Origin of the sequence: Ideonella sp. (assembly GCF_041287625.1) — a bacterium.
Taxonomy (GTDB): Bacteria; Pseudomonadota; Gammaproteobacteria; order Burkholderiales; family Burkholderiaceae_C; genus Ideonella.
The window spans coordinates 1-12,963 of the sequence record NZ_JBGGNH010000023.1; the positions used below are offsets into that span (position 1 = coordinate 1).

Consider the following 12,963-nt stretch of genomic DNA (forward strand, 5'->3'; position numbering starts at 1 on the left):
ATCGAGCAAAGCCCCCAGTTCGGCAATCCCGGCAGCGGGCAAGCTCGCCAGCGTTTCGTCCAATGTGTTTTGCAGCAGGCCAGACAAAATGAAAAAGGGAACGTGTTCGACACGTTCCCTTTTTAGCCTGCTTCAGGCCTTCTGGACCTTAACTGACTGGCATTGCCCGAGAGGCGGCTTTTTGCTGCCCGCCTGCTTCGCCTCAGGCAGCGTGCGCCGGCTGGGCCGCCGCCGGGCTGCGCACAAAGCCGAACTGCGCGGCCAGCGCCTCGGCGCTGATGTCTTGCGGCTGCCAGCGGCCGGCTTCCACTTCTTCGGCGGCCAGGTCCATGTCCAGGCTGTGCACCAGGCCCAGGCCCATGTCGGTCGCCAGGTAGAGCCGGCCGGCTTCGTCCAGCCAGCAGGCCGAAGCGCTGGCCGCCAGCCCGGTGTGGGACTGCAGTTGCAGCGCGCCATCGTCGCCGCGCTGCAGGCGCCAGACCCAGGGGGCGGCTTCGAGCTCCACGTAGACCCGCTGCGGGCCGTTCTGGAAGAACCAGCAGCCGTGTTCGTCGGCCTCGTAGTTGCGGGCGATGAACTCGCGCAGCTTGTCGTGCAGGATGCGGCTGCCCTTGGGGTGCGGGAAGGCGCCTGCCGCCTGGCAGCGGTCGTCGCGCATGTACCAGTCGCCGCGCGCGTCCAGCGCCAGCCAGTTGAAGCAATGCGGCACGTTGGGCCATTTGGCCAGCGCGGCGCGCACGATGTCATCCATGCTCAGGCTCCTTTGGCGTGTCGACCGACGCCAGGTGCTGGCCCAGCCAGCCGGCAACCGCGCGTGGCATGGTCTGCAGGTGGCCGGGAAAGCGCCCCGACGGGAAGCCGACATGGCCGCCATGGCCGGGCTGCCACAGCGTGACCATCGCCCCCGCGTCCCTGGCCTGCGGCAAGCTGTGTGCCGGCACGAAAGGGTCGTTGCGGGCGTTCAGCGCCAGCGTGGGGATGCGGATGGCCGGCAGGTGCGGCTTCGCCGAGGCGCGGCGCCAGTAGTCGTCGGTGTCGCGAAAGCCGTGCAGCGGGGCGGTGAACAGGTTGTCGAACTCGTACAGGTCGCGCGCGGCCAGCATGCGCTGGCGGTCGAACAGGCCCGGGTGCTGGCGCAGCTTGGCCAGCGCCTTGGGCTTCATGCTGCGCAGGAACATGCGGGTGTAGACCTGCCTGTTGAAACCTTGGCCGATGGCGTGGCCGGAAGCCGCCAGGTCCAGCGGCGAGCAGACCGCGGCCAGCGCGCTGGCGACCCGTCCGGCTGCATGGCCGACTTCGCCGGCCCAGCGCAGCAGCGCATTGCCGCCCAGCGACACGCCGACGGCCATCAGCGGCTGCGCCGCCCGCTCCCGCAGCCGACCCAGAATCCAGCCGATCTCCTCGACATCTCCCGAGTGGTAAGCCCGCGGCGCCAGGTTCATCTCGCCCGAGCAGCCACGGAAATGCGGCACCGCATAGGACCAGCCACGCTCGGCGGCCACCTCGGCAAAGGCCTGGGCATAAGAGCTGGCAGACGAGCCCTCCAGCCCGTGGAACAGCACCAGCCACGGGGCTTGCGGATGGGCGGCAGGCTGCAGGTCCACGTCGATGAAATCGGCATCCGGCGTGGTCCAGCGCTCGCGCGTGAAGCGGGGGGGCGGGCCCATCACCGGCCGTGCGGCCAGTGCGGGCCAGATGGTCTGCAAGTGGCCGCCAGGCAGCCAGGCGGGCGCGTGAAAGGACTGCATGAACAAGGCGGCGGCAATTGCCGTACCTGGGGCCGGCGCGTGCGGCCCGCTCAGTGGAGAACGGCCGGCGTCTCGATCACTTCCACCGGCTCGTGCGGCGTGCCCGGGCTGGCATGGTGGGCCACCAGGCGCCAGCCTTGCGCGGTCTTGATGAAGACGTTGGTGGCGCTGACCCAGCCGGTGCGCTTGCCTTCGGCCGTCACCAGCTCCAGCCGTTCATTGACGCTGTGCACCGCGGCCGAGAGGGTGTGCATGCGCCGCACGTTTTCCGGCTGCACGACGATGGGGCCGTTGCTGAACAAGGCTTCGAATGCCGCCCGCACCGCAGCGGCGCCGACCATGCGCGGCCCGCCAGGGTGCACGCAGATGACCTCCTCCTCCTCGGCCCACACCGCCATCAGCTTGGCCAGGTCGGCCTCGCGCAGCGCCTCGTAGAACTGGTTCTCGACTTCGTCCGGCGAGGCCAGCAAGGCAGCCGCCTGGGCTTTGGTGGGCATTTGGTCGTCTCCTGTGAGCTGGCGGCAGCCCGGCTTAGCGGAACACCACGCTCTTGTGGCCGTTGATCAGCACCCGGCGCTCGACGTGCCAGCGCACTGCACGCGCCAGCACCACGCATTCGACGTCGCGGCCCACGGCCGTCAGGTCTTCCGCCGACAGCGAGTGGTCCACGCGGGCCACGTCCTGCTCGATGATGGGACCTTCATCGAGGTCCGGGGTCACATAGTGCGCCGTTGCGCCGATCAGCTTGACGCCGCGGGCATGGGCCTGGAAATACGGCTTGGCGCCCTTGAAGCTGGGCAGGAAGCTGTGGTGGATGTTGATCGCCCGGCCGCGCAGCCGCTCGCAGAACTCGGGCGAGAGAATTTGCATGTAGCGCGCCAGCACCACCAGGTCGACCTGCTCGGCCTCGATCAGGGCCTCGATGCGCTGCTCCTGCGCGCGCTTGGTCGCCGGGTCCGAGCCACCGACCAGCGGCAGGTGGTGGAACGGCAGGCCGTAGCTGGCAGCCAGCGACTCGAAGGTCGTGTGGTTGGAGACGATGGCCGGGATGTCGACCGGCAGCTGGCCGCTTTTCCACCGGAACAGCAGGTCGTTCAGGCAGTGGCCATGCTGGCTGACCATCAGCAGCACGCGGGGCCTGCGCCCCACCGCGTCGATGCGGGCGTCCATGCCGAACTGCTCGCGCACGTGAGCGAACAAGCGCTCCAGCGTCGCCACGTCGGCCAACTGGGCCGGGGCCTGGAAATGCACGCGCATGAAAAACAGGCCGGTGGCGTCATCGCCCGACACGTCACCGAACTGCTGGGAATCGAGGATGTTGCAGCCGGCCTGGTACAGCAGGCCGGACACGTTGTGCACGATGCCCTTGGTGTCGCGGCAGGCCAGCGTGAGGATGAATTCTTCGGGTCGGGACATCGCCACATTGTAAGGAGCGACGATTCCGCCCGGGGCAACGGGGTCAGCCGGGGAGCCGTGCGCCACGCTTGGCGTCCCAGTCCTCGCGCAGCAGGCTGAACAGCAGCAGGTCGCGGTGTGCGCCCTGCCAGAAGCCGGCCTGGCGCATGCGGCCTTCACGTTGGAAGCCCAGGCGCTGCAGCAGGCCCAGCGAGGCCTGGTTGGCCGGGTGCACCTGGGCCTCGACGCGGTTCAGCGCCCAATGCTCGAAGCCCCAGCCCAGCACCGCCTGCAGTGCCTCGCGCATCAGGCCCTGGCCTTGCGCGGCTGGCGCCAGCTCGTAGCCCAGGCCACAGCTGCGCCAGCCACGGTTCCAGCGGAACAGGCCGCAGCTGCCGAGCAACTGGTCGTCAGACAACTGCTGCAGGCCCCAGCGGATGCCGGGTTGCCTGGCCTCGCGGCTGGTACGGAAACCCTCGATGACCTGCTCGGCCTCGGCCAGCTCGGTCAGAGGGTCGGTGCCGAACCAGCGCATCGCATCGGCATCGCGGTGAATGTCGAAAAAAGCCGGCGCGTCGGCCGGCAGCAACTCGCGCAGCCGCAGGCGCGGCGTCTGGAGCGTGGGGAAATCAGGACTCATCGTGACATGTTAGGCGGGCGCCGGATCATGCTGCGGCGCAACACAGGTTCATTCCTTGCATGCTGCTTGCGCGTGGGCAACCCAGAACTCCGTCTGGCCGTCATCACGATGGCCACCAGCATCCCGGACCTTGCCGATGAGGAAGGTTGGGACGAGGCCTTGCGCCTGCGCGACCTGATCCGCGGGCTGGAGCTGGGCGGCTATCGCATTGCCGGCCTGCTGGGGGCCGATGCGCACCTCCCCGAGAAACTGGCCGCGCTGGCGCCGGACGTGCTGATCGTCGACGCGGAGTCCGGCGCCCGCGATGCGATCGAGCACGTGGTCTGGGCCAGCCGCGACGCCCCGCGGCCGATCGTGCTGTTCACCGAGGAACACGACCCGACGCATGTGCGCGAAGCGCTGGCCGCCGGCGTGGTGGCCTACGTGGTGGCCGGGCTGGCGCCGGAGCGCGTGCGGCCGGTGATCGACGTGGCGATTGCCCGCTTCGAGCGCGACCAGCAGTTGCGCACCGAGCTGGCGGCCGCCAAGGGCCAGCTGGCCGAACGCGACATCGTCAACCGCGCCAAGGCCTTGCTGATGCAGCGCCATGGCCTGGAGGAACCGCAGGCCTACGCCCGCCTGCGCAAGACGGCGATGAACCAGGGCCAGACGATTGCCGAGATCTCGCGCCGGTTGCTGGAACTGGCCGACCTGTTCGCCTGAACAGCCCCGCCGAGTCGCTCGGCTTTGGTGCAAGCAATTGGTGCAGCGCACGCTGCCGGACCGCCGTTCTTGGTGCGGAAATCAAAAGGTACCTGTGTGTTTTGCCTCGCTCACCGGGCAAAGCCGCCTGAAGCCTGGTTGGCACATCGCTTGCATGTAGACATGCGCCGCTCAACGACGAGTGGCAACGATCAAGTTGTAGAAATCGAGAAGACCGAAGCCAACAGGGGCTAGGTTTCCTGGACAAAGGCGTCCGACCGACATGGCTAGCAGCCCTGTCGTCGGGCGCTTTTTTTTCGTCTGTCGGTTTCACCGTCTGTTCTGCCTGTTGTCCGCCTGCTGAAGGAATTGCCTGCATGTACCCCGCCGAGCGCACCCCGGAACCCCGCCCCGAACACCCCCCGCTGAACCACCGCCATCTGGAAGCCGCGCAGCCCGAGCTGTCGCGCCGCCAGGTGCTGCAGGCCGCGTCGGCCGCGGCCATCGGGGCGGCCGCCGGCAGCCTGCCGGGCGGCGCCTGGGCCGCCGGCTCGGACAAGCCGGAGAAGGAAGAAGTGCGCATCGGCTTCATCCCGCTGACCGACTGCGCCAGCATCGTGATGGCCTCGGTGCTGGGCTTCGACAAGAAGTACGGCGTGAAGATCATCCCCAGCAAGGAAGCCAGCTGGGCCGGCGTGCGCGACAAGCTGGTCAACGGCGAGCTGGACATGGCGCACGTGCTGTACGGCCTGGTCTACGGCGTGCACCTGGGCAAAACCGGTCCGAAGAAGGACATGGCCGTGCTGATGACGCTGAACAACAACGGCCAGGCCATCAGCCTGTCGAAGAAGCTGGCCGACGCCGGCGCGGTGGACGGCCCCAGCCTGGCCAAGGTGATGGCCAAGGACAAGCGCGAATACACCTTCGCGCAGACCTTCCCGACCGGCACCCACGCGATGTGGCTGTACTACTGGCTGGCCTCGGCCGGCATCAACCCGATGAAGGACGCCAAGGTCATCACCGTGCCGCCGCCGCAGATGGTGGCCAACATGCGCGTGGGCAACATGGACGGCTTCTGCGTCGGCGAGCCGTGGAACCACCGCGCCATCATCGACGGCATCGGCATCACCGCGAACACCACGCAGGACATCTGGAAGGACCATCCGGAGAAAGTGCTGGGCACCACCAGCGACTTCGTCAAGAAGTACCCCAATACCGCGCGTGCCGTGGTGATGGCGGTGCTGGAGGCCAGCCGCTGGATCGACGCCAGCCTGTCCAACAAGAACAAGATTGCCGACACCATCGCCGACAAGTCCTACGTCAACACCAGCGTGGACGCGATCAACCAGCGCATCCTCGGCCGCTACCAGAACGGCCTGGGCAAGACCTGGGACGACCCGAACTACATGAAGTTCTTCAGCGACGGCGCGGTCAACTTCCCGTACCTGTCCGACGGCATGTGGTTCCTGACCCAGCACAAGCGCTGGGGCCTGCTGAAGGAGCATCCGGACTACCTGGCCACCGCGAAGCAGATCAACCAGATCGAGCTCTACAAGCAGGCCGCCTCGGCGTTGAACATCAGCGTGCCCAAGGACCCGCTGCGCAGCGCCAAGCTGATCGACGGCGTGGTCTGGGACGGCAAGGACCCGAAGAAGTACGCCGACAGCTTCGCCGTGCGCGCCTGAGCCCGTCTCGCGCCGCCAGCCCCCGCCCGCTCCACCCGCACCCCAGGAGACCGCCATGGTCAGTGCCGTTTTCCACAGCCCGCTGGGCAACAGCCCCTCCACGCCAGCAACGCCAGCGACGCCGGCCGAGGCCGCTGCCAGGCCTGTGCCAGCCACCACACCGGACGCACCAGTTCCTCGCCGGCCACGCCTGTCCATCGACTGGCGGGCCGTCTGGCTGCGGGTGCTGCCGCCGGTGCTCGGCCTCGGGCTGATGATCGGCATCTGGGGGCTGCTGACCCTCAAGTCGACCACCTTCCCGACCCCGCTGCAGACCTGGGATTCGGCGGTGCAGCTGTTCGCCGACCCGTTCTACCGCAAGGGGCCGAACGACCAGGGCATCGGCTGGAACATCCTGTTCTCGCTGGAGCGCGTGGCCGTGGGCTTCGGGCTGGCCGCGGCGGTGGGCATTCCGCTGGGCTTCATCATCGGCCGCTTCGAGTTCATCAACCGCATGGTCTCGCCGCTGATCAGCCTGCTCAAGCCGGTTTCGCCGCTGGCCTGGCTGCCGATCGGCCTCCTGGTCTTCAAGAGCGCCAACCCGGCAGCGATCTGGACCATCTTCATCTGCTCGATCTGGCCGATGGTGGTCAACACCGCCGTCGGCGTGCAGCGCGTGCCGCAGGACTACCTCAATGTGGCCAAGGTGCTGAACCTGTCCGAGTGGAAGGTCATCACCAGGATCCTGTTCCCCTCGGTGCTGCCCTACATGCTGACCGGCGTGCGCCTGTCGGTGGGCACGGCCTGGCTGGTGATCGTCGCGGCCGAGATGCTGACCGGTGGCGTGGGCATCGGCTTCTGGGTCTGGGACGAGTGGAACAACCTGAACGTGCAGCACATCATCATCGCGATCTTCGTGATCGGCATCGTCGGCCTGCTGCTGGAGCAATTTCTGATGCTCCTGGCGCGCCGCTTCAACTACGAATGAGCTCGACCATGAAACCGTTCATCGAAGTCCAGTCCGCCGAAGTCACGTTCCAGACCCGCAAGGGCCCGTTCCAGGCGCTGCGCGACATCGACTTGCGCGTCCACAAAGGCGAGTTCATCACGCTGATCGGCCACTCGGGCTGCGGCAAGTCCACGCTGCTGAACCTGATCGCCGGCCTGCTGAAGGCCACCCAAGGCGTGCTGATCTGCGACGGCAAGGAGATCAATGCGCCCGGCCCGGAACGCGCGGTGGTGTTCCAGAACCATTCGCTGCTGCCCTGGCTGACCTGCTTCGAAAACGTCTACCTGGCAGTCGAGCGCGTGTTCGGCGGCGCAGAGCCCAAGGCCAAGCTGAAGCTGCGCACCGAAGCGGCACTGGAATTGGTGGGCATGGCGCACGCCACGCACAAGCAGCCACACGAGATCTCCGGCGGCATGAAGCAGCGCGTGGGCATTGCCCGTGCGCTGGCGATGGCGCCCAAGGTCTTGCTGATGGACGAGCCCTTCGGCGCGCTGGACGCGCTCACCCGCGCCAGGCTGCAGGATGAACTGCTGAAGATCGTCGCCGCCACGCAAAGCACCGTGGTGATGGTGACCCACGACGTGGACGAAGCGGTGCTGCTGTCGGACCGCATCGTGATGATGACCAACGGCCCGTCGGCCACCATCGGCGAGATCCTGCCGGTCACGCTGGACCGGCCGCGCGACCGCGTGGCACTGGCCGAGGACCCGATCTATGTGCATGCCCGCAAGGCGGTGATCGACTTCCTCTATACGCGCCATGCGCATGTCGAGAAGCTGGCCGCCTGATCAGCCCATGATCACCTGCAGGCTGCGTTCATAACTGCCGGTCAGGCGATCGAAGATGTCCAGCAAGGCTTCACTCGATCGCGCCAACGCGCTGCGGCCCTCGGCGCTGCCGGGGCCGCGCAACCCACGCAAGAGGCGCAGCCATTCGTCGCGCGCCTGCACCAGTGCCTCGCGGATCTCCGGGCTGCTCAGCGGCGCCTGTTCCAGCTCGCGCAACGTGGCCTCGAAGCCGTCCATCAGCGGGGTCAGCGTGTCCAGCCGCGCCGGCTCGCCCAGCAGCTCGGCCAGCAAGGCGTCCTTGGTCAGGCGCTGCACCCGCATGCGCTGGCGGCCGCAGAGGTTGACGATGTGCAGCCCGCTGCGGGCGCCGCCGGCTTCGAGCTGCGCGGCCAGCGCCTCGGCGGCCGCCAGCAGCGTGTCGGCGCAAGCGTCGGCCTGGCGCAAAGCGGCCGGCGACTGCCGCACCGCCAGCGCCTGCTGCAGCGTGGCCCAGGCTTGCTGTACCGCGAGCAGCCCGGCGTCCACCGGCGGGCCGGCCAGCGCCGGCAGGCTGGCCAGGTGCAACAAGTTCTCCATTGCCCGCTCGGCTGAGGCGTCCTGCAGCGCGCGCGCACGCCGCGCGTCCACACCCGCCAGCCGCTGCGCCGCCAGCTTGACGAGGCGCTGCGACAGCATGCGCAGCTGGCCGGCGCGGTTGATGGCCTCGGCCCAGCGCGCCGCCTCGGTGACCGAGCGTGAGACCTCGCCCACCCGCAGGTTGGCATGCATGGCCGCGCCGCGCAGCAGCCGGAAGGCTTCGTCCTCCCCCATGCCACGCGCGCTCATCAGCACGCCCTTGGCGCGGTCCACCCACTTGCGCTCGTCAAGCTGGCCGCGGGCGCGCTGCAGCTCGTCGTGCAGCGCGCACTCGCGTTGCCAGCGTGCACGGTCCAGCGCCAGCGCGGCGGCGGCACTTGCCGCGTCCAGTTCGGCCGGCCACCAGCCGCTCAGCCCCAGCGCCAGCAGCTCGGCGAGCAGCGCCGGTGCGGGCGGCGCGCCAATCAAGCTGACGGGACACGGCAGGGGCACGTGGTGCTGGCGAAGCGCCGCCACCAAGGCGTCTGCGCAGATCAGGGCCAGCACCTGCCTGGGTGCCTGGGTTGGTGCCTGGCTTGGTGCGGGCGCACCGAGTTGTGGCAGCCGATCCAGGCTTTCAGCGACCTCAATCGGCCCGGCGCCGGCCGCCAGCAAGGCCTCGCGCCAGCCATTTGGCAACACGGCGGCGGCCTCTTCGGCCGGCGTTGCCACACCGGCCGAAACAGCGCAGATCACGAGGGTGGGAGCGGTCATGACGGCAATTCTTTCACGCCCTTCGGCGGGCCTGCGCGGGCGGTGTGTGCGGGCGCCAATCCGGCACAAGTTGGCAGCGCTTCGCAAGAGGTGTCGCAATGGGCATGGCACTTGCATGAGAAACCCCCACAAGCGGTGTAACGACGCATCGCCGATTCAAGTGCACCAGGCCGGTGAGCCGGGCCATGCTGTTCCGCATGGCGCTGCCGCTCTCCCCTTTCGCCAGTTTCCTGCGCTGTTCCGTGCCCCGCGCTGTGCCCATGCAGCGCAGCCGGCCACGGTCCGCACCGCGCACCGCACCCTTCCCGCACTGGCCTTGCCAGCTGCTTCCGAGCGCCCCGCGGCGCCGGCCCCGCACCCCCTCCTTCCGCCGCCATCGCCAGGCCTGAACGCCGCGCGCTGGCGACCTCCGCCTGAACCTCCGCCAGGTCCGCCACGCCGGGCCTGAAGCTCCCGCTGTCCCACCGGTTTCGCCCACCGCCAGCCCGTCAACCACCAGCCAGCCCAACGCCATGTCCAGCTTCAAGAGCTTCCTGCGTGCAGGCCACGCGCCCACCTTGTTCGCGGCCTTCTTCTACTTCGCGTGCTCATGCTGCATCTGGGTGCTGAACGGGGCGATGGCGCCGTTCATCAGCGAGACCTTCGCGCTCTCGCCGGCGCAGAAGGGGCTGATGCTGTCGGTGCCCATCATGGCCGGTGCGCTGATGCGCTTCCCGCTGGGCATCCTGTCGCAGTACATCGGCCGCAAGAACGCCACGCTGGTCGAGATGGGCCTGATCGCCGTGGCCATGCTGTTCGGCTACTTCAGCGTGCACAGCTTCAACGACCTGCTGGCGATGGGCGTGCTGCTGGGCATTGCCGGCGCCAGCTTCGGCGTGGCGCTGAGCCTGGGCTCGGGCTGGTTCCCACCGCAGCACAAGGGCCTGGCGATGGGCCTGGTGGGCGCCGGCAACGTGGGCACCGCCGTCTCGGTGCTGGTGGCCCCGCCGCTGGCGCAGTGGCTGGGCTGGCAGGCAGTCTACGGCGTGGCCGCGGTGGCGATCCTGATGCCGATGATCGTGATGGTCATCTTCGCCAAGGAGCCGCCGGACGTGGACAAGCACGCCAGCTTCCGCGAGCACATCGCCTGCCTTTTCGAGCAGGACGGCTGGGTCTTCAGCCTGATCTACGGCGTGACCTTCGGCGGCTTCATCGGCCTGACCACCTTCCTGCCCAGCTATTACTACGACCAGTTCGGCGTGAGCAAGGTGCAGGCTGGCCAGCTGACGATGCTGGCGGCCTTCATGGGCGCGGCGGTCCGCGTGGCCGGCGGCTGGATCTCGGACCGCTGGGGTGGCGTGAACACACTCACGCTGGTGCTGATCGTGGTCGCCCTCGGCCTGGCCGCAGTCGGCTTTGCGAGCAGTTCGCTGGCGCTGACCACGTTGCTGCTGATCCTGTGTTTTGCCGCGCTGGGTGCGGGCAACGGCGCGCTGTTCCAGCTGGTGCCGCTGCGCTGGCCTGCCAGCACCGCGGTGGCCGGCTCGATGATTGGCGAGATCGGCGCGCTGGGCGGTGGCCTGGTGCCCAACGCGATGGGCCTGTCCAAGCAGTACACCGGCACCTACCTGTGGGGCTTCCTGCTGTTCGGCGGCCTGTCGCTGGTGATGCTGTTCGTGATGCGGGCGATGCAGATCCGCTGGACGCGGACCTGGGCAGAGAAAGGCGGGCGGGCGCGCACGCACGCCGCGCCAGCTGCGCCCGCAGTCAAGACCGGCCTGCGTCGCGTCAGCTGAACCCGCGACGGAACACAGCGCCATGTCGCACCGCCTGTTGTCATCCCGGCAGCTGCCTCGGATCCGGCTTTGCCGGTCCGCAGGCGCACGTGGGCGGGCCTCAACGGGGCAGGAAGATCAGCCAGAAGACCAGCACGAAGTTCAGCAGCAGCGACAGCCCGAGGCCGAGCTTCAGCAACGCGGCCGGATCGCGCTGCATCAGCGGCGTGGCGGCGGGCGCGCTGACCGGACGCGCCGCGCCGCGGCTCAGCGCCAGCAGCAGCTCGTCAGCGGTCTCGAAGCGCTGAGCGGCGTCGCGGGCCACGGCCTTTGCCAGCAGGTGATCCAGCCAGATCGGTACGTCGGGTCGCAAGCGGGTCGCGGGCACCGGGTCGCGCCGGTAGCCGCCGGTCTGCCAGGGTTCGACCTCGCCATACGGCAGCCGTCCGGTGAGCCACCGGTACAGCGTCACGCCGAGCGCGAACAGGTCGCTGCCGGCATCGGCCACGCCGTCCTGCCATTGCTCGGGGTTCATGTAGCTGGGCGTGCCGGCATGCAGCTCGCGTTGCGCAGCGCTTTCGCGGCCGCTGACGGCCACGCCCAGGTCCAGCAGCCGCCATTGGCCGTCGTCGCCCAGGTGCAGGTTGTCGGGCTTCACGTCGCGGTGGATCACGCCCTGGCGGTGCAGCCGGGACAGGATCTCGGCCCAGGCCTGGGCGGCCGCCAGCAGCTCGGCAACGGCAGGCCGTTGGCCATCCTCCATGCGCTGGGCCAGCGTGCGGCCGGCATGCCACTCGAAGACGCTGTAGAACGCGGAGGCATCGGCGCCGCGCGGCAGCACGCGCACAAAACCGGGCTCGCCGCGGGCGCTGACGCGCTGGCCCAGCCAGGCCTCGTGCGCCAGCATCGCGCGCTCTTCCGGGTCGCCGGCGCGGCTGGGGTGCAGCGTCTTCAGCGCCACCAACTGGCCCAGCCGGTCGCGCGCCTGGTAGATCAGGTGCACGCCGGTGTCGGCCACGCGGGCGGTGACCTGGTAGCCGTCCAGCCCATCGCCCACCTGCAGCAGCCCGGGCACGGGCAGGCGCTTGGCATCGGCCCATTCGTCGTGCAGCTGGCGCGCGTCCAGCCCGGTGATGCGCAGCACCAGCGCGGTCAGGTTGTCGCGGCTGCCGGCGTCGCGGGCGGCCTGCACCACCGCATCGGCGGCGGTCTGAGCGTCGGCCTCGGCGGCCAGGCCCAGCAGCGCGGCGATGCGCGCGGGCTTGAGCACGCCGTGCACGCCGTCGCTGGTCAGCAGGAAGCAGTCGCCAATGTGCACGTCGCCCTGCGCGAAGTCGATGCGCACCGCGTCGTCCAGGCCTACCGCGCGGGTCAGCCGGCTGCGCTGGTCGGGGTGGTCGAAGGCATGGTCGTGGCTGAGCTGGACCAGCTCGGCGGCTTCGGGCGTGCCTTCGGCCTCGCTGCCGCGGCGCAGCAGCCAGGCCCGGGTGTCGCCCACATGGGCCAGCGTCCAGGTCTGGCCATGCAGCGCCAGCGCGGTCAGCGTGGTGAGCGCAGTCTCTTCGCTGCCACGGCCATTGCGGCGGCGGTTGTGGCCGGCCAGCCAGGCGTTCTGCGCGCTGATCAGCCGGTCCAGCACAACGCTGGTTTCCCAGGTCGCGGGCGCAGCGAAGAAGTCCGACAGCAGGCCCATCACGGTGGTCTGCGCGGCCTCGCGGCCCAGGCCACCCGCCGACACGCCATCGGCCACCGCGGCGATCAGGCCGCGCGCAGCTTCATGCGGCTGGGCGCGCACGGCGCCAGCGAAATCCTCGTTCAGCGGGCGCGCGCCGCGCTCGCTGCAGCAACCGATGTCAACTTCAAAGCTCATGCCTGGATTGTCATCGGGCCAGCCGGCCGGCACTGAGCCGCCGTCGCTTCCCCGTCCCCTCATCTACTGACCCAACGCCCCGCCT

12 protein-coding genes are annotated in these 12,963 nt (G+C 69.1%); 5 read left to right on the top strand and 7 right to left on the bottom strand.

Annotated elements, in window-relative coordinates; all coding sequences use genetic code 11:
* Window positions 1-202: 202 nt before the first annotated feature.
* The 5 genes from ACAH41_RS08955 to ACAH41_RS08975 are packed head-to-tail and all read right to left on the bottom strand — an operon-like array spanning window position 203 to window position 3,783.
* Window positions 203-751, bottom strand: a complete 549-nt coding sequence (locus ACAH41_RS08955; RefSeq protein WP_325656593.1) for a DUF2946 family protein — start codon at window positions 749-751, stop codon at window positions 203-205.
* Window positions 744-1,748 (bottom strand): alpha/beta fold hydrolase, encoded by a 1,005-nt coding sequence (locus ACAH41_RS08960; RefSeq protein WP_325656591.1) that lies wholly within the window; start codon window positions 1,746-1,748, stop codon window positions 744-746. The genes ACAH41_RS08955 and ACAH41_RS08960 overlap by 8 nt, the downstream gene beginning before the upstream one ends.
* A 50-nt stretch (window positions 1,749-1,798) precedes the next feature.
* A complete protein-coding gene (locus ACAH41_RS08965; protein WP_325656588.1) occupies window positions 1,799-2,245 on the bottom strand; it encodes a nuclear transport factor 2 family protein in 447 nt (148 codons plus the stop codon).
* Between the two features lie 34 nt (window positions 2,246-2,279).
* The gene (purU, locus tag ACAH41_RS08970) at window positions 2,280-3,164 is read right to left on the bottom strand and encodes a formyltetrahydrofolate deformylase (protein WP_325656587.1); all 885 of its coding nucleotides are present in this window, start codon (window positions 3,162-3,164) and stop codon (window positions 2,280-2,282) included.
* 43 nt (window positions 3,165-3,207) lie between these two features.
* Entirely contained in the window at window positions 3,208-3,783 is a 576-nt protein-coding gene (locus ACAH41_RS08975; protein ID WP_325656584.1) for a GNAT family protein, read from the bottom strand.
* A 108-nt stretch (window positions 3,784-3,891) separates the two neighbouring features.
* Here ACAH41_RS08975 and ACAH41_RS08980 point away from each other — a divergent pair, with 108 nt between their 5' ends.
* From ACAH41_RS08980 to ACAH41_RS08995, 4 genes are all read left to right on the top strand, one after another.
* The gene (locus ACAH41_RS08980) at window positions 3,892-4,485 is read left to right on the top strand and encodes an ANTAR domain-containing protein (RefSeq protein WP_325656582.1); all 594 of its coding nucleotides are present in this window, start codon (window positions 3,892-3,894) and stop codon (window positions 4,483-4,485) included.
* Window positions 4,486-4,841: 356 nt separating this feature from the next.
* Window positions 4,842-6,149, top strand: a complete 1,308-nt coding sequence (locus ACAH41_RS08985; RefSeq protein ID WP_370538263.1) for a CmpA/NrtA family ABC transporter substrate-binding protein — start codon at window positions 4,842-4,844, stop codon at window positions 6,147-6,149.
* A gap of 55 nt (window positions 6,150-6,204) precedes the next feature.
* The gene (ntrB, locus tag ACAH41_RS08990) at window positions 6,205-7,116 is read left to right on the top strand and encodes a nitrate ABC transporter permease (protein WP_325656580.1); all 912 of its coding nucleotides are present in this window, start codon (window positions 6,205-6,207) and stop codon (window positions 7,114-7,116) included.
* An 8-nt stretch (window positions 7,117-7,124) separates the two neighbouring features.
* Complete coding sequence (locus ACAH41_RS08995) at window positions 7,125-7,925, top strand: ABC transporter ATP-binding protein (protein WP_370538264.1); 801 nt, start codon at window positions 7,125-7,127, stop codon at window positions 7,923-7,925.
* Here the strand turns inward: ACAH41_RS08995 and ACAH41_RS09000 are convergent, their stop codons facing one another.
* Entirely contained in the window at window positions 7,926-9,254 is a 1,329-nt protein-coding gene (locus ACAH41_RS09000; protein ID WP_325656576.1) for a type IV pili methyl-accepting chemotaxis transducer N-terminal domain-containing protein, read from the bottom strand.
* Between the two features lie 512 nt (window positions 9,255-9,766).
* On the opposite strand from ACAH41_RS09000, the gene ACAH41_RS09005 reads away from it, so the two are divergent.
* Window positions 9,767-11,029 (top strand): MFS transporter, encoded by a 1,263-nt coding sequence (locus ACAH41_RS09005; protein ID WP_325656574.1) that lies wholly within the window; start codon window positions 9,767-9,769, stop codon window positions 11,027-11,029.
* Window positions 11,030-11,129: 100 nt separating this feature from the next.
* On the opposite strand, the gene ACAH41_RS09010 is transcribed toward ACAH41_RS09005, so the two are convergent.
* Window positions 11,130-12,878: a protein kinase gene (locus tag ACAH41_RS09010; RefSeq protein WP_325656572.1), complete on the bottom strand. Its 1,749-nt coding sequence runs from the start codon at window positions 12,876-12,878 to the stop codon at window positions 11,130-11,132.
* Window positions 12,879-12,963 lie beyond the last annotated feature (85 nt).